Genomic DNA, 17,249 nt, shown 5'->3' on the forward strand with positions numbered 1-17,249 from the left:
AAAACAAAAAAAAGACAGCCCTTCAACAATGAAGGCTGTGCTTTTCTTTTTTGAACGGATTATTTATAGAAGGAAAGATATATACCAATTAGGTTGAACAATATATCTATCTGACTGTGATTTTACTTCAAGCGTTTAAAGAAATCAATAGCAATAGATAATTTTTATTCAATCTTCATACTTTCTTAAAAAAAAATGAGAATACTTTCAAAATGGACTATATCAATTTATAAGACTCGTTTTAGATATTTTCCGGTATAGCTTGCTTTGACTTTCGCAATTTCTTCCGGTGTTCCTGTTGCAACGATCGTTCCGCCGCCATCTCCACCTTCTGGACCTAAATCAATTACATGGTCAGCTGATTTGATTACATCTAGATTATGTTCAATAACAAGCACGGTATTCCCAGCTTCAACAAGTCTTTCTAATACAACGAGTAAGCGGGCAATATCATCTGTATGCAAACCAGTTGTCGGCTCATCTAAGATATAGAAATTTTTTCCATTTGAATTTTTATGAAGTTCACTTGCCAGTTTCATCCGCTGAGCTTCCCCACCTGATAAGGTAGTAGCAGGTTGACCTAAAGTTACATAACCTAATCCCACATCAACAATGGTTTGCAATTTACGATGGATTTTAGGAATGTGTTTGAAGAACGCAACTGCATCTTCGACTGTTAAATCTAAGATATCAGAAATATTCTTTCCTTTATAATGAACTTCTAGTGTTTCAGAATTGTAGCGTTTGCCATGACAAACTTCACATGGAACATAGACATCTGGTAAAAAATGCATTTCGATCTTAATGATTCCATCCCCACGACACGCTTCACAACGACCGCCTTTAACATTAAAGCTAAATCGACCTTTTTTGTAGCCACGGACTTTTGCTTCGTTGGTTTTCGCAAATAAATCACGAATATCATCAAAAACACTTGTATATGTTGCCGGATTGCTTCGCGGTGTACGGCCAATTGGACTTTGATCGATATCGATGATTTTTTCTATATTTTCATAGCCAGTGATATTTTTGTGTTTGCCTGGTTTATTTGAATTACGGTTGATTTTTTGTGCCAACGCTTTTTTCAAAATTTGATTCACTAAGGTACTTTTTCCTGATCCAGAAACTCCACTCACTGCGACAAACTCTCCTAGTGGAAATTCAACTGTGACATTTTTCAAGTTATTTTCAGTTGCACCTGTCACTTTGATTTTTTTACCTTTGCCTTTACGACGTTCTTTAGGGACAGGTATCACTTTTTTCCCAGAAAGATATTGTCCAGTTAACGAATTAGGGTTTTTAGCCACTTCATCTGGTGTTCCTGAAGCAACGATTTCCCCACCTAAATGTCCAGCACCAGGTCCAACATCGATCAAATAATCAGACGCTCGCATTGTATCTTCATCATGTTCAACAACAATAAGTGTATTTCCCAAGTCACGCATTTTCTTAAGTGACTCGATCAAACGATCATTATCACGCTGATGCAGTCCAATCGACGGTTCATCTAGGATATATAATACACCTGATAAGTTCGATCCAATCTGTGTTGCCAAACGAATTCGCTGAGCTTCTCCGCCTGATAAGGTTCCAGCCGCTCGGCTAAGTGTCAAATAATCCAGTCCGACATTTTTTAAAAAGTTCAAACGATCTTCTACTTCTTTTAAGATTGGTTTAGCAATCATTTGTTCTTGTTCAGACAATTTAACTGTTTCAAAAAATTGAACCGCATTTTTGATAGCCAGCTCACTAACTTGACCAATATTGGTATTATCGATTTTGACTGATAGAGCTTGAGGATTCAAACGATATCCTTTACAGGTCTGACAGGTTAATTCTGTCATGTATAAACGCATTTGATCACGGGTAAAGTCACTATTTGTTTCATGGTAACGACGTTTGATATTTGTTAAAACTCCTTCAAACGGTACTTCTACATCACGGACTCCGCCAAAATCATTTTCATAATGGAAGTGGAAAGGTTCACCATTAGATCCGTTTAAAATAATGTCTTGATGCTCTTCAGGCAGTTCTTCGAAAGGAGTGTCCATGTCGATATTAAAACTATCAGCCGCTTGTTCCAACATTTGCGGATAGTATTGTGAGCTGATTGGATTCCACGGTGCGATTGCTCCGTCACGCAACGTTTTGGTTGAATCAGGAATCACTAGATCACGATCGACTTCTAATTTTATTCCTAATCCATCACAATCAGGACAAGCTCCAAATGGTGCATTGAAAGAAAATAATCTTGGCTCTAATTCGCCCACTGTAAATCCACAGTAAGGACAAGCATAATGTTCACTGAAAAGCATTTCTTCTCCGTCGATCACATCTACTAATGCATAGCCGTCAGCAAGTCTTAATGCCGCTTCAAATGAATCAAATAAACGAGAACGAATTCCTTCTTTTACTACAATTCGGTCAATGACGATCGCAATATCATGTTTTTTATTTTTTTCAAGTTCAGGTGCTTCTGTTACATCATACGTTTCTCCGTCCACACGCATTCGAACATACCCTTCACGTTGGATCATTTCAAAAATTTTTTTATGTTGACCTTTCTTCTTAACAATTACTGGCGCTAATACTTGAAGCTTCGTCTTTTCTGGTAGTTCTAACACTTTATCTACCATTTGTTCAACAGATTGACTGCTGATTTCAGTCCCATCATTAGGACAAATCGGATGCCCAACACGAGCGAATAGCAGTCTTAAATAATCATTGATTTCTGTTACTGTTCCAACTGTTGATCGTGGATTTTTACTTGTTGTTTTTTGATCAATTGAGATCGCTGGACTAAGCCCATCGATACTATCAACATCCGGTTTATCCATTTGGCCTAAGAATTGTCTAGCATAGGCTGAAAGACTTTCTACATAACGACGCTGACCTTCCGCATATAATGTATCAAAGGCCAAGGAACTTTTCCCAGAACCAGATAACCCAGTGACAACAACCATTTTGTCACGAGGAATCGTAACATCTATATTTTTCAAATTATGTGCACGTGCGCCATGAATGACGATTTTATCATTTGCCATTACTTCTCTCCTTTTGCTTGTTGGTCCGATGTCCCTTACTTCTACACGAATAAATTCGCAAGAGTAACGGCTCTCCTTTGCTGTGAAATACAGCGAGTATTCTTGTGAGCTGATGTTGAACAGTACAAGGTGACCGTAGGGAACGTTGATCCTTGATTTTGTTGGTCCGACCGTCAATTCTTAGTTCTTTAGCACTTAGATATTGTTGAGATCGAAACGTAGTATATAGTGTCCCTTACTGATATTTGAACTCCTGTATCGTGAATCTCAGTAGCTATTCTTTAATCTGCTGCTTTCAATTCCAAAATCGTATCTCTTAAAGTTGCAGCAGTTTCAAAGTCTAATGCTTTCGCTGCATCTCGCATTTCTTTTTCTAATTTCATCAATAAATCAGCTTTCTCTTGACGAGTCAGTTCATGATAATCCTTATCAATTTTGAATGGCTCACCTTTTTCATTTGTTTTAGAAATTGAGATCAACTCACGAATTTCTTTAATGATTGTTTTCGGTATAATGCCATGTTCTTCATTGTATTTTTCTTGGATCGAACGACGACGTGCAGTTTCATCCATTGCTTTTTGCATAGAATCAGTAATTTTATCCGCATACATAATAACACGGCCATCTGAGTTACGAGCGGCACGTCCAATTGTTTGGATCAATGATCGTTCACTTCTCAAGAAGCCTTCTTTATCGGCATCCAAAATTGCAATCAATGATACTTCTGGTACATCCAGACCCTCACGGAGCAAGTTGATTCCGATCAGCACATCAAACTCACCCAAACGTAAATCGCGAATGATTTCCGTTCGTTCTAAGGTTTTGATATCACTATGAAGATACTTAACTTTGATCCCTAATTCTTTAAGGTAATCCGTTAAATCTTCAGACATTTTCTTCGTTAAAGTTGTTATAAATACACGTTGATCCTTTTCTACACGATCATGGATCTCACCAACCAAATCATCAATTTGTCCCATGATTGGACGAACTTCAATCAACGGATCCAGCAGCCCAGTTGGTCGAATGATTTGTGGAATCACGGTATCTGTTTGTTCATGTTCATAAGGTCCTGGAGTCGCCGAAACATAGACGACTTGATGAACATGTTTTTCAAATTCTTCTAAACGTAACGGACGATTATCCAACGCACTAGGCAGACGGAAACCGTAATCTACTAGCATTTGTTTTCTAGCACGGTCCCCATTATACATACCTCGAATTTGAGGCATCGATACGTGGGATTCATCAATCACAAGTAGAAAATCATCTGGGAAGAAATCGATTAGTGTGTAAGGTGGTTCTCCTTCTGAACGACCATCCATATGACGAGAATAGTTTTCAATACCAGATGTGTAGCCCATTTCTCTCATCATCTCAATATCATAATTGGTTCGTTGTTCTAAGCGCTGCGCTTCTAATAATTTATTTTCACTACGCAAGACAGTTAAACGAGCCTCTAATTCTTCTTGAATTTGTGAAATCGCATGTTCCATATGATCTTCATTGGTCACAAAGTGGGTCGCAGGGAAAATCGCAACGTGCTCTGTCTCGCCGATCACTTCGCCTGTAAGAGCATCCACTTCTCTTATCCGTTCAATTTCATCACCAAAAAATTCAACTCTTAAGGCATGATCATCTCTTGAGGCAGGGAAAATTTCCACAACGTCACCTCGTACACGAAAACGACCACGCTGAAAATCAATATCATTTCGTTCAAATTGAATATTCACTAGATCTGTTAACAGCTGACTGCGATCCAGCTCCATGCCTACACGAATAGAAACCACTTGTTCACTGTATTCCTTAGGATCTCCTAAACCAAAAATACAGGAAACTGAAGCTACTACGATCACATCGTTTCTTTCTAATAAGGAACTTGTCGCTGAATGACGTAATTTATCGATTTCATCATTGATACTGGCATCTTTTTCTATATATGTATCACTTGAAGGAACATATGCTTCTGGTTGATAATAATCATAATAACTAACAAAATACTCGACCGCGTTATTAGGGAAGAATTCTTTAAACTCTCCATAAAGCTGTCCAGCTAATGTCTTATTATGGGCAATCACCAATGTCGGTTTGTTCACTTCTGTTATTACATTGGACATCGTAAATGTTTTTCCGGTTCCTGTCGCACCTAACAAAATTTGTGCTTTTTCCCCGCCTTCGATTCCTTCAACTAATCGTTTGATCGCTTCTGGCTGATCTCCATCCGGCTTGTATTTTGATACTAAGTCAAATGTATTGGAGGTCTCTCTTTCTATCATCCAACATCCTCCTCTTACTTTATTTAATTGATGATTTCATTTAATAAAAATAAATAAGAATATCTACCAAACCATCTGAAGCATACCGCTTTAATCTCTGCAATAGCTCACTTTTTGACTTGAAGATTCATTCTATTTATAAGAATTTCTAACTTTAAAATTAAAAAGAAACTCCTTCAATTATTTTAACATACCGAACATATTTTCGCTAGTTTTAGAATGAATTACGTATACGCAATTTTTGATAATTTACATTTTATTTAATCTTTTGTTTGCATTTGATCATTTGACTGAATATCGCTTATTCTAGTTTAAAACTTTCATTCCTACCCCTTTATGTCACGTTTCATTACATGCGATGTTAGAAAATGAGTTTTTTTTAACTTTATCATTGTGAATGACTTGTGCTTTTGCCTTTTTTTACTATATAATTATCCAATATGCAAATATAGGAGGTATTTTATGAAAAGGAAACAATTTTTACTTTCATTCATTGTCATGATGGCAAGTCTACTGACATTTACTCTTGGGCAGAATGCTCAGGCTGAGGAAAAAACATATAATATAGGAACAGATTTAACTTTTGCACCCTTTGAATTTCAAGACTCTAAAGGAGAATATGTTGGAATCGATGTTGATTTACTTCATGCAATTGCTGAAAATCAAGATTTTAAAGTAACTCTGAAACCACTTGGTTTTGATAGTGCGATCCAAGCTGTACAATCAAAACAAGTTGACGGTATGATTGCCGGCATGAGTATTACAGATGAGCGTAAAAAATCTTTTGACTTTTCAGAACCTTATTTCGACAGCGGGCTTCAGATGGCCGTCAAAAAAGGCAATGATAAAATCAAAAATTACGAAGATTTAAAAGGAAAAACAGTTGCAGCGAAAGTTGGAACCGAAAGTGCAACTTTTTTAGAAAAAAATCAAGAAAAATATGGCTATACAATCAAAAATTTCGATGATGCAACGGGTCTTTATCAATCGCTTGAAAATAGCGAAGCTGATGCAATCTTCGATGACTATCCTGTTTTAGGCTATGCCATAACAAATGGACAAAAACTTCAATTGGTCGGTAAAAAAGAAACTGGTAGTTCTTATGGGTTTGCGGTAAAAAAAGGGCAAAATAAAGAATTGATTGAAAAATTCAATGCTGGTTTGAAAGAATTAAAAAGTTCAGGGAAATATGACGATATCGTAGGGAAATATATTTCCACTGGAACTGAGACAACAACAGACACTGATGCTAAAATGAAAAAAATCCAACCAAAAAAAGAAACTTATGTGATTGCGAGCGACTCTACATTTGCACCATTTGAATTTCAAAATGCTGATGGCAAGTATGAAGGAATCGATGTTGATTTAGTTAAACGAATCGCTGAGTTACAAGATTTTAATATCGAATTTAAATTTATCGGCTTTAGTTCTGCTGTTCAAGCCGTTGAATCTGGTCAGGCTGATGCAATGATCGCAGGAATGACGATTACAGATGAACGGGAAAAATCATTTGACTTCTCTACTCCTTATTTTAACAGCGGTATTCAAATCGCTGTCAAAAAAGGCAATGATAAAATCCACTCTTATGAAGATTTAAAGGATAAAAAAGTTGGTGCCAAAATTGGAACTGAAAGTGCTGATTTCCTTGAAGCCAACAAAGATAAATATGGCTTTTCAATCAAATATCTAGATACAACAGATGCTTTATACAGTGCACTTGAGATTGGTGAGATCGATGCAATGATGGACGACTATCCAGTGATTGGTTATGGCGTTGCTCAAAAACAACCATTATCTACTCCGATTCCTCGTGAAGAAGGCGGAAAATACGGTTTTGCGGTTAAAAAAGGTAAAAATCCAGAATTGATCCAAATGTTCAATGAAGGGTTAGCTGAATTAAAACGGACTGGTGAGTACGATGAAATCATCGGAAAATATGTGAAAGACGGTTCTACAGAAAATAAAGTAGATGAATCAACATTCGTTGGTATGATCCAAAATAACTGGAAACGTCTATTGAGCGGTTTATGGATGACCATTCAATTAACATTGATTTCATTTATTTTAGCCTTGATCGTTGGAGTGATCTTCGGATTATTCAGCGCCTCTCCTACTAAAGCATTACGTGTGATTTCGACTATTTATGTTGATATCATTCGTGGTATTCCTTTAATGGTACTAGCCTTCTTTATCTACTTTGGCTTGCCAGGAATTTTAGGTTTCAATATTCCCGTTTTCCTTGCCGGAATCATTACATTGACGCTGAATGCAAGTGCTTATATTTCTGAAATCGTACGTGGTGGTATCAATGCAGTACCTGTTGGTCAAATGGAAGCTTCACGTAGTTTAGGTCTTTCATACAACCGTACGATGCAAAAAATTATTTTACCGCAAGCAATCAAAATCATGATTCCATCATTCGTTAATCAATTTGTTATTTCTTTAAAAGATACAACGATTCTATCTGCAATCGGCTTGATCGAGTTACTTCAAACAGGTAAAATCATTGTTGCTAGAAACTTACAAAGTACAATGGTTTACTTCGTAATTGCAATGATGTATTTGATTTTGATCACAGCCTTAACGAAATTAGCTAAAGTTTTGGAAAAGAAGGTGAAATGATATGGCTGAAAAAATTCTAGTAGAACATTTAGTAAAAAAATATGGTGATAATACCGTTCTTAATGATATCAATGTATCCATTCAAGAAGGCGATGTTGTTTGTGTTATCGGCCCTTCTGGTTCTGGTAAAAGTACCTTTCTTCGTTGTTTGAATCAACTTGAAGAAGCAACTAGTGGCGATATTATTATTGATGGAGCAAATTTAACGGATAAAAACACAAATATCAATAAAGTGCGTCAACATATTGGGATGGTTTTCCAACACTTCAACCTATTCCCGCATCTGTCGATCATGGAAAATATTACTTTAGCACCAACAGATCTAGGACGTCTTTCGAAAAAAGAAGCTGAAGAAAAAGCAATTCAACTTTTAGATACAGTTGGTTTAGCTGATAAAAAAGATAGTTATCCTGAATCTTTATCTGGTGGACAAAAGCAACGCGTAGCAATCGCTCGTGCCTTAGCAATGAATCCAGATATCATGCTCTTCGATGAACCAACTTCTGCACTTGATCCTGAGATGGTTGGTGATGTATTGAATGTTATGAAAAAATTAGCAAAACAAGGCATGACAATGGTCATCGTTACGCATGAAATGGGATTTGCTAAAGAAGTTGCAAATCGTGTCATGTTTATCGATGGTGGTAATTTCTTAGAAGATGGAACACCTCAACAAATTTTTGAAAATCCGCAAAACGTGCGGACCAAAGATTTCTTGGATAAAGTATTGAATATTTAAAAAAGAACAAAAAATGGATTACTCTAAATATAGAGTGATCCATTTTCTTATTACTTTATTCTTGATAAATTGCACTTTTTAAAGTAAATTTGAACAGAATATCTACTACTCTATCAACGAAAAGGAGTATTGCCAATGAAGCGATTGAAAATTTTTTTTACAAAAGATTTATTATTTACCGTGTCTTTTCTTATTGCGATTATCAGTTGCTATTTTGGCACATTTTCATTAAACTCAATTGACTTTAAAGTTATTTTTTGTTTGTTTGGTTTAATGCTTTTTGTAAAGAACATTGAGAAACTTGGTCTTTTAAACTATTTCGCTGAAAAAATGATTGATTTTTCAGCAACATCGCGTAGTTTAATTAGGAATATCGTTCTATTATCATTTTTTAGTTCAATGATCCTAACTAATGATGTTGCAATATTGACGTTAATGCCTATTTACTTAACGATCATAAAAAAATTTCCAGCAATGGAAAATAAGATTGCTGGTGCAGTCTTACTCATTGTCGCTGCTAATTTAGGCAGTAGTTTTTTCCCGTTTGGAAATCCGCAAAACCTTTTTTTATTTTCTTATTTTTCTCTTTCAACTGCAACTTTTTTTGAATGGGCTTTAATTTTATTGCTTTTTTCGATTTTGGTTTTACTTATTTCTTTTCTATTTATTAAAAAAAGACCGATTCCTAAACAAACTAATTTGCTTCCAATAATCAATAAGAAAAAAATGTTTTTTTTAAGTCTGATTGGCCTTTTCATTCTTTTAGGTGTATTTAATGTATTTCCTTATTTTGTTGTAATTCCTATCGCTTCCGTTCTCCTTATTGTTTATGACAAAGAAATGATTAGACAAGTCGATTATAAATTATTGTGGACATTTGTATTTTTCTTTATCGCAGTCGGGAATTTTTCTCAAGTAGAAATGATTTCAACGTTTATAAAAGAACAATTCACTACAACTACTCATACATTTTTTGGAAGTATCTTGGTAAGCCAAGTGATTAGTAACGTGCCCGCCGCTATTCTAATTGCGCCATTCACAGATCAAGTTCAGACACTTTTTTGGGGAGTAAATATCGGCGGTTTGGGTACGATCATTGCTTCGTTAGCTAATTTGATTGGATTTAAATTATATAAAGAGTATTATCCTACACACTCAAAAAAATTCATTTTACAGTTTACATTTATAAACTTGGTCTTTTTGATTTGCTTTGTTTTGTTTTTTAGCTTTCTATTATAAAAAAGAGGTTGGATCAAAAGCAAACATCACTTTTGATCCAACCTCGCTGATTTTTATTAGTTAGCAATCGCTTCAAGTCTAGCTTTCACATCTTCTTTTGAAAGTTCATTTCTCATTACATAGCGGTTAGCAGGATGATGACGACACTCATCCGAACAGCTGCCAAGATATTTAGCTTCGTTTTCTTCTGAAGCTAAAATTTGTTTATTACAGAAAGGATTGGCACAATTAATGTAACGTTCGCATGGCGTTCCGTCAAACCAGTCTTTTCCGATGATTTTTTTATCGACATGATTGATTTCAACACTGATTCGCTCATCAAAGACATACATTTTACCGTCCCATAATTCGCCTCTTATCTCTGGATCTTTTCCGTAAACCGCGATACCGCCATGAAGTTGAGAAACATCTTCAAAGCCTTCTTTCATCAACCAGCCAGAAAACTTCTCACAGCGAATACCACCAGTACAATAAGTTACAACTTTTTTATCCATAAATTGTTCTTTATTCTCTCTGATCCATTGCGGTAATTCTCTAAAGTTACGAATATCCGGACGAATAGCGCCTCTAAAATGACCTAAATCAAATTCATAATCATTTCTCGCATCGATTACAACAGTGTTTTCATCAAGTAACGCTTCTTTAAACTCGGCTGGTTCTAAATATTTTCCAGTTATTTCTAATGGATTAACATCTTCTTCCAAGCTTAAAGAAACTAATTCTTTTCTAGGACGGACAAACATTTTATGAAACGCATTTTCTGGTACTTCATCAATTTTGAAATAAGTATCTTTAAACCGTTCATCAGCTAGCATTGCTTCCATATACGCATCTGTATCAGCAATTGTACCTGAAAGTGTGCCGTTGATTCCTTCTGTTGCAACTAAAATTCTTCCTTTTAAGTTCAACGATTTACAAAAAGCTAAATGCTCCTTTGCAAATTCTTCGGGGTTTTCAATCGTCGTGTATTTATAATAAAGTAATACGCGGTAATCCATTCTATCTTTCTCCTTTTTCTTAGAAACTGTTTTGCTATCTCCATAATAACTGTACAATCCCTATTTTATCTTCATACGTATTTAGTATATAAAAAAAGAAATAAGAAAAGCGAACTATTTGCTTGTGGAATAATACACATAAATAAATGAACAATAGCTTCATCTTATCTATTTGTTGAGCGGTCTGTTTTTTTTGCAGTTGGATTACCCAATTAGAAACGAAACTGTCTAAGCTTTTCTTTTTAGAAAGCTTAGACAGTTAGTATAAGTTAATTTCTTATTTTCCAGATACCGCAAAATAATTTTCATCATTATCTGCAAAGTTGAAGACTAATCCAGTTGGTAATTGAACTAACTCTCCTACTCGTACATCAGCATCTTTCATTTTTTTATATAGTTCTATCACATCATCTGCGAAAAACATCAATGATGGCGTATTGCCAGCGACTTCTGGTGAATGTTGTTGGATAAATTCTAAATCGTATAAAACAATCATTGTTTCTGCACTTTCACTTGGCGCAATTTCCACAACAAGTGTTCCGTCAACAGCGTCTCTTTCTTTTTCTACAAATCCGATTTTTTGCCAGAACTTGCTTGATTCCTCTACATTCGTCACATATAACATTATTTTGATTTGGTTAGTAAACATTTTTTTTGCTCCTATTCTTTGTTTTTCTATTTTTAAAATAAATGCCTTTTCATTATATACTTTCTATCATAGCTTATGGTAAGATTTATGAAAATAAATTTGCTTCGAAAAGGAGAAAAAATGAAATTAACTGTTTTGGTAGATAATAATGTCTATATCGATCATTACTATTTGGGAGAACCTGCCTTATCTTTTTATATAGAGGATGGGGATGAAAAAATTCTTTTTGATACAGGTTACAGTGATGTCTTTAAAAAAAATGCTGATTTACTAAATATTGATTTGAGTCAAGTTACAAAGTTAGCCCTATCTCATGGTCACAATGATCATACAGGTGGCTTAAATACAATTTCCAGTATCTTCACGAAACAAAAACCACAAATTATTGCACACCCTTTAGCTTTCTGTCCTAAAAAAGAAGGAGAATTGATCATAGGATCCAATATAACAAAGGAAGAACTACAAATAGATTATGATCTACTTCTTACAAAAGAACCTGTTAAGCTTTCTCCAAACATTACATTTCTAGGAGAGATCCCCGAACTCGTAGATTTTGAGCCTCGTAAACAGGTAGGCGAAACAAAGTTGTCAGAAGTCTTTACACCTGACTATGTTTTAGATGACTCAGCATTAGTCTTTGAAGGGCAAGATGGGATTTACATCATCACTGGTTGTTCTCACAGCGGTATCAGCAATATTTGCGAGTATGCCAAACAAGTTACTGGTATTCAAACAATTAAAAGTGTGATTGGTGGTTTTCATTTGTTTGAAGACGATTCACAGTTAGACAACACAATTGAATACTTCAAAAGGAATCAAATAGACGCTCTCTATCCCTGTCATTGCGTTTCATTTCAAGCTAAAGCTAAGATTCATTATGAACTTCCAATAGAAGAGGTCGGTGTGGGATTGCAAATTGAATGGCATTAAAAAGAAGGTAAGATCAATTAAAGATCTTACCTTCTTTAATGTTTTAACTCTCTTGGGGAAGAGAAGTGGATCACTTGTTATGCGTTTTGTTCAATAACTAAATTGCTATCGTTTAAAACGTCCCGATCTAATTCATTGATTCGTGAGCTAGTAACAATACCAGCTACCATGCTGTCACTAACGTTCACAGCTGTTCTAGCCATGTCAATCAATGGTTCCACAGAGATAACCAATCCTACGATCGCTACTGGTAAATTCATAGAACCTAAAACAATCAATGAAGCAAATGTTGCGCCACCACCGACACCAGCAACACCAAATGAGCTGATTGTTACGATTGCAACTAACATTAAAATAAATTCTAAACTGAAGACATTGATACCAACTGTTGGCGCAACGATTGTTGCCAACATAGCTGGATAAACTCCAGCACAGCCGTTTTGACCAATTGATAAGCCAAAGCTTGCCGCAAAGTTAGCTGTTGCATCATCAACACCTAAAGCTTTTGTTTGTGTTTCAATATTTAAAGGTAATGCTCCGGCACTTGATCTTGAAGTAAAAGCAAAACTCAATACTGGGAATGATTTTTTCAAATAATTCAATGGGTTTACTTTAACTGCCACTAAAATCAATAAGTGAACCAGCATTACAATAATCAACGCGGTATAAGAAGCTAATACAAATTTTCCTAAGTTAAGGATTGCATCAAAATCACTTGTAGCAACAACATTCGTCATCAACGCTAAAACCCCATAAGGTGTTAAACGTAAGACCAAAGTCACAATACGCATCGTGATTTTATACAAACTATCAATGAGATTTGCAAAAAATTCTGCTTCTTTCGGTGCTTTTCTTTTCACACCTAAGTACGCAATACCGACAAATGCCGCAAAGATTACGACGCCGATCGTACTTGTTGGACGCATACCTGCAAAGTCTGCAAAGACATTTCTAGGAATAAAGGCTAAAATTTGTTGAGGAATCGATAAGTTTTCAACGGTTTCCTGTCTCGTTGCAAGTTCTGCAATTCGTGCCGTTTCTGCCGTTCCTTGTGTAAATTGTGCACCTTGTAGTCCAAATAACAATGTTGTTCCGATCCCAATCAACGCAGCTACAGCTGTTGTGCCTAATAATGTTGCTAGCACATTAAAACTGATTTTGCCTAATTGCTTGGATTCTTTCATCTTAGTAAATGCTCCTACAATAGAAACAAAAACCAAGGGGATTACGAGCATTTGTAAGAATGCTACATATCCATTACCTACGATACCGATCCATTCCATTGCTTGCGTTGTGACTTTGTCTTGTGTACCGAATGCGAATTGAATAATTCCACCTAATACAATACCGACACCTAATGCGGCAAAAACACGAGTTGAAAATTTGTAATGTTTTGTCTGCATACGATAAAAGACGTATAACACTGCAAGAAAAGCAAGGACCACTAAAACAGTGATGAGTGTTGTCATTTTTTTCCCTCCTAAATTTAAGTTAAATGACAAGTACATCAAAGGAAGTAAAGGTTCCCGGGGATCATTCTTCAATGACCCGCCCTAAAAATAAATCAATTCATTTTCAGTGATAAGATCATTGTACCTGATTTAAAAGACTAAAGGGTACTATTTTGTTTCTATAATGATAGAAAAAAGAGTTTGTGATAGTCAAAAACTATCGCAAACTCTTTAATTGAACACCTTATTCAGTAGCTGATTGAAAGTTTAATTGGATACCGGGCTTGTCTAAAGCAATTTCAGTGACTTCATATGCCATACGTTGTACGATATCGAACAACGGACTAACTAATTCATCCACTTCTTCTTGTGAGATATCTTCTTGTGTTTCAATCTTATGATTGATAATATGATTGATTTGACTAACTGAACCTGACAACACATACTCCTCAAAAATTAAACGAAACTCTAGACGAGCTGCGATGATTGAGTTTTCTTTTGGATAGTTCTCATCAGTTGATTCGATTGGGGAAAATCCCACTCGAAGATCTGTTTCTACTTCTTCCATATCTTGTGTACGCATATCGTAATGAAAAGCCTCTACGACTTCTTGCTGACGTTTTATTTCCATGAATTAAAATCTCCTTTTTTAATTTCAATAACTATCATTGAGATCCAGTTAATACTGACCAAAACGTAGTCTATCTATATTTTTATTATACCACACATCTTTTTATCACAAATACTCATAGACTCATTTTAATCTAATTTTTAAATGAATGAATCGGTGCAGGGATTCGGCCACCACGTAAAATAAAGTCGGTCGAAGCATAGTCATTCACTTTCATGACTGGCGCTCTACCTAATAATCCGCCGAATTCCACCATATCACCAACTTTTGTTCCTTTAGCCGGTATGAGTCTGACAGCCGTTGTTTTATGATTAATTACGCCGATTGCCGCTTCATCTGCAATCATTGCAGCAATTGTTTCTGCCGACGTTTCACCAGGTATAGCAACCATATCTAAACCAACAGAACAAATTGCCGTCATCGCTTCTAATTTTTCCAAATTCAGCGCGCCATTATTAACTGCATCAATCATTCCAGCATCTTCTGAAACAGGAATAAATGCGCCCGATAATCCACCAACATGATTACAAGCCATTACGCCGCCTTTTTTCACTGCATCATTCAACAAAGCTAATGCGGCAGTTGTTCCATGAGTCCCAACACTTTCTAGACCCATTTCCTCTAAAATATAGGCAACACTATCCCCTACCGCTGGTGTTGGCGCTAACGATAGATCGACGATTCCAAAAGGAACAGCCAGACGCTCTGATGCTATTTTTCCAACCAATTGTCCCATTCTGGTTATCTTAAACGCTGTTTGTTTTACTACTTCTGCTACAACATCAAAGGGCTCTCCTTTGACTTTTTCTAATGCTCGTTTAACAACACCTGGTCCGCTGACCCCAACATTGATCACGCAATCCGCTTCCCCGACTCCGTGAAATGCCCCTGCCATAAATGGATTGTCTTCCACTGCATTCGCGAATACCACTAATTTGGCACAGCCCATATCAGATTTTGCTGCCGTTTCTTTGATCACATAGCCCATGTGGCGAACTGCATCCATATTGATCCCTGCTTTGGTTGAACCGATGTTTACGGAAGAACAGACAAATTCTGTTTCAGCTAGCGCTTGAGGGATTGAATTGATCAAGATTTCATCACCATGTTGGTAGCCTTTTTCAACTAGCGCAGTGAATCCACCAATAAAATTGACGCCAACAGCTTGAGCTGCTTTATCTAATGCTTTCGCATACTTCACATAATCTTTGTCTGAACTTGCAGCCGCAATGATTCCAATCGGTGTTACAGAAATTCGCTTGTTAATGATCGGAATCCCATACTCAGATTCGATTTCTTCGCCAACTTTAACTAAGTTTTTAGCTAAACGAGTAATTTTATCGTAGATTTTTTGACAGGCTTTATCACTATTGCTATCAATACAATCTAATAATGAAATCCCCATCGTGATAGTTCGAATATCTAAATTTTCTTCTTCAATCATCCGGATTGTTTCTAGAATCTGATTTGTTTCCAAAGTTTTTCCTCCTAATAGTTAAGGCTCGTAGAAAAATAAGAGAATCCGTTAGTGGCGCTTTTTGTCACAAACAGATTTCATCTTTTATCCTAGAGAGTAGCCATCTAGCTAGCTATGATAACAACGTTTTGTTTTGCTTCTCCTTGTACTTTTCAGCCTCTATTCTTATAATTTATGCATAACATTGAAAATTTCTTCATTTTGGATACTGATTGTCACGCCTAACTTCTCTCCTAAAGCGTTCAACTCAGAACGAATCGTTTCAAAATCGTTCTTGTCTTTAGAAATTTCTAATACCATCATCATTGTAAAATAACTGTCCATGATTGTTTGTGAAACATCAATAATATTCATATCCAGTTCAGCTAACTTTTGACTGACTCCAGCAATGATTCCTACCTTGTCTTTACCGATAACAGTTAATACTGCGCGCATATAATTTCCTCCTAAATTTAAAAGCTGAAAGAGCTTGGTCAGTCTCGACAGGAAAATAGGAAAAAATAACTGAGGCGTTCTTCGCTTCATTTATTTTTTGTCTTTTTCCCGAGAGACTAGCTCTTGAAGTTAGATCATGTAACAGCTAAATAAGTTTTTCCTATTATATCATAATTTGTTCAGCTATTAACAAAAAATCAGAACAAAAAACTTCTGAGATTTTAATAAATCTTCTCAGAAGTTTTCCAATTAAACTCTTTTATTAAATTGTTCTTTACACCTTGAACAAGTGACTTTGATCTTACCTTTTCCTTTAGGCGCTCGTAATTGTTGCTTACAATTTGGGCACTTAAAATAAGTATAGGCTTTGCGCTCTTTGAGCTTTTCTTTTGAAAAATTGAACTTCTTTTTTAATTGCTGTACTTTTAACATATAACGAGTATTTTCATTGGAGCGTGGGTAAATTCTTTTAGAGAAAAAACGATAGTTAATCCATAGTAAAAGTGCAGCTGCTAACCAAAATGCAATCGAAGTTGGTAAAAATAAATTAAGTAATAATAAGATCAAACTAACCTTCAGCAAGGTATTGTTCAATTGATCCATGCGGGCATATCTTCCTACCAATAATTTTTGAATTTTTGCATTCCAGCGAAGTAATCGTTCCAGCCAAATTTGTCCCATATGATCCCTCTTTTCTTTGCTATTATCTCAATCAATAGTCATTGTTTCAAGAGGTATAGTAAAAAAATTAGAACAAA

13 protein-coding genes are annotated in these 17,249 nt (G+C 35.8%); 4 read left to right on the forward strand and 9 right to left on the reverse strand.

What is annotated here, in order from left to right; translation table 11 throughout:
• Nucleotides 1-227: 227 nt before the first annotated feature.
• Nucleotides 228-3,044, reverse strand: coding sequence for an excinuclease ABC subunit UvrA (gene uvrA, locus BCR21_RS04405; protein ID WP_069645278.1), 2,817 nt, complete (start codon nt 3,042-3,044; stop codon nt 228-230).
• Between the two features lie 281 nt (nt 3,045-3,325).
• Entirely contained in the window at nt 3,326-5,320 is a 1,995-nt protein-coding gene (gene uvrB, locus BCR21_RS04410) for an excinuclease ABC subunit UvrB (protein WP_069645279.1), read from the reverse strand.
• 462 nt (nt 5,321-5,782) lie between these two features.
• Between uvrB and BCR21_RS04415 the strand changes: the two genes are divergently transcribed.
• The 3 genes from BCR21_RS04415 (at nt 5,783) to BCR21_RS04425 (ending at nt 9,920) form a co-directional block, all read left to right on the forward strand.
• Nucleotides 5,783-7,942, forward strand: coding sequence for an amino acid ABC transporter substrate-binding protein/permease (locus tag BCR21_RS04415; RefSeq protein WP_069645280.1), 2,160 nt, complete (start codon nt 5,783-5,785; stop codon nt 7,940-7,942).
• Nucleotide 7,943: 1 nt separating this feature from the next.
• Nucleotides 7,944-8,681 (forward strand): amino acid ABC transporter ATP-binding protein, encoded by a 738-nt coding sequence (locus BCR21_RS04420; RefSeq protein WP_069645281.1) that lies wholly within the window; start codon nt 7,944-7,946, stop codon nt 8,679-8,681.
• Between the two features lie 135 nt (nt 8,682-8,816).
• The gene (locus tag BCR21_RS04425; RefSeq protein WP_069645282.1) at nt 8,817-9,920 is read left to right on the forward strand and encodes an SLC13 family permease; all 1,104 of its coding nucleotides are present in this window, start codon (nt 8,817-8,819) and stop codon (nt 9,918-9,920) included.
• A 56-nt stretch (nt 9,921-9,976) separates the two neighbouring features.
• Here BCR21_RS04425 and trhO read toward each other — a convergent pair whose 3' ends face one another.
• Complete coding sequence (gene trhO / locus BCR21_RS04430; RefSeq protein ID WP_069645283.1) at nt 9,977-10,918, reverse strand: oxygen-dependent tRNA uridine(34) hydroxylase TrhO; 942 nt, start codon at nt 10,916-10,918, stop codon at nt 9,977-9,979.
• Nucleotides 10,919-11,195: 277 nt separating this feature from the next.
• Nucleotides 11,196-11,567, reverse strand: a complete 372-nt coding sequence (locus BCR21_RS04435) for a VOC family protein (RefSeq protein ID WP_069645284.1) — start codon at nt 11,565-11,567, stop codon at nt 11,196-11,198.
• Nucleotides 11,568-11,687: 120 nt separating this feature from the next.
• Between BCR21_RS04435 and BCR21_RS04440 the strand changes: the two genes are divergently transcribed.
• Complete coding sequence (locus BCR21_RS04440) at nt 11,688-12,497, forward strand: MBL fold metallo-hydrolase (RefSeq protein ID WP_069645285.1); 810 nt, start codon at nt 11,688-11,690, stop codon at nt 12,495-12,497.
• A gap of 77 nt (nt 12,498-12,574) precedes the next feature.
• Here the strand turns inward: BCR21_RS04440 and BCR21_RS04445 are convergent, their stop codons facing one another.
• The 5 genes from BCR21_RS04445 to BCR21_RS04465 all read right to left on the reverse strand — a co-directional run bounded on the left by BCR21_RS04445 (nt 12,575) and on the right by BCR21_RS04465 (nt 17,172).
• Nucleotides 12,575-13,966 carry an L-cystine transporter gene (locus tag BCR21_RS04445; protein WP_069645286.1) on the reverse strand — a complete coding sequence of 464 codons (1,392 nt, stop codon included), beginning with the start codon at nt 13,964-13,966 and terminating at the stop codon, nt 12,575-12,577.
• 226 nt (nt 13,967-14,192) lie between these two features.
• Nucleotides 14,193-14,579: a DUF1149 family protein gene (locus BCR21_RS04450; RefSeq protein ID WP_069645287.1), complete on the reverse strand. Its 387-nt coding sequence runs from the start codon at nt 14,577-14,579 to the stop codon at nt 14,193-14,195.
• A gap of 133 nt (nt 14,580-14,712) precedes the next feature.
• Entirely contained in the window at nt 14,713-16,056 is a 1,344-nt protein-coding gene (locus tag BCR21_RS04455; RefSeq protein ID WP_069645288.1) for a PFL family protein, read from the reverse strand.
• A gap of 165 nt (nt 16,057-16,221) precedes the next feature.
• Nucleotides 16,222-16,491 carry an ACT domain-containing protein gene (locus BCR21_RS04460; RefSeq protein WP_069645289.1) on the reverse strand — a complete coding sequence of 90 codons (270 nt, stop codon included), beginning with the start codon at nt 16,489-16,491 and terminating at the stop codon, nt 16,222-16,224.
• A 249-nt stretch (nt 16,492-16,740) separates the two neighbouring features.
• On the reverse strand, nt 16,741-17,172 hold the full coding sequence (locus tag BCR21_RS04465; RefSeq protein WP_069645290.1) for a hypothetical protein: 432 nt from the start codon (nt 17,170-17,172) through the stop codon (nt 16,741-16,743).
• Nucleotides 17,173-17,249: the final 77 nt, after the last annotated feature.

Origin of the sequence: Enterococcus ureasiticus, from assembly GCF_001730285.1 — a bacterium.
Taxonomy (GTDB): Bacteria; Bacillota; Bacilli; order Lactobacillales; family Enterococcaceae; genus Enterococcus_L; species Enterococcus_L ureasiticus.

What these genes read in the sequence shown, in the direction of transcription:
- uvrA (WP_069645278.1), bottom strand. Translation starts at nt 3,044, where the DNA reads ATGGCAAATGATAAAATCGTCATTCATGGCGCACGTGCACATAATTTG.
- uvrB (WP_069645279.1), bottom strand. Translation starts at nt 5,320, where the DNA reads ATGATAGAAAGAGAGACCTCCAATACATTTGACTTAGTATCAAAATAC.
- BCR21_RS04415 (WP_069645280.1), top strand. Translation starts at nt 5,783, where the DNA reads ATGAAAAGGAAACAATTTTTACTTTCATTCATTGTCATGATGGCAAGT.
- BCR21_RS04420 (WP_069645281.1), top strand. Translation starts at nt 7,944, where the DNA reads ATGGCTGAAAAAATTCTAGTAGAACATTTAGTAAAAAAATATGGTGAT.
- BCR21_RS04425 (WP_069645282.1), top strand. Translation starts at nt 8,817, where the DNA reads ATGAAGCGATTGAAAATTTTTTTTACAAAAGATTTATTATTTACCGTG.
- trhO (WP_069645283.1), bottom strand. Translation starts at nt 10,918, where the DNA reads ATGGATTACCGCGTATTACTTTATTATAAATACACGACGATTGAAAAC.
- BCR21_RS04435 (WP_069645284.1), bottom strand. Translation starts at nt 11,567, where the DNA reads ATGTTTACTAACCAAATCAAAATAATGTTATATGTGACGAATGTAGAG.
- BCR21_RS04440 (WP_069645285.1), top strand. Translation starts at nt 11,688, where the DNA reads ATGAAATTAACTGTTTTGGTAGATAATAATGTCTATATCGATCATTAC.
- BCR21_RS04445 (WP_069645286.1), bottom strand. Translation starts at nt 13,966, where the DNA reads ATGACAACACTCATCACTGTTTTAGTGGTCCTTGCTTTTCTTGCAGTG.
- BCR21_RS04450 (WP_069645287.1), bottom strand. Translation starts at nt 14,579, where the DNA reads ATGGAAATAAAACGTCAGCAAGAAGTCGTAGAGGCTTTTCATTACGAT.
- BCR21_RS04460 (WP_069645289.1), bottom strand. Translation starts at nt 16,491, where the DNA reads ATGCGCGCAGTATTAACTGTTATCGGTAAAGACAAGGTAGGAATCATT.
- BCR21_RS04465 (WP_069645290.1), bottom strand. Translation starts at nt 17,172, where the DNA reads ATGGGACAAATTTGGCTGGAACGATTACTTCGCTGGAATGCAAAAATT.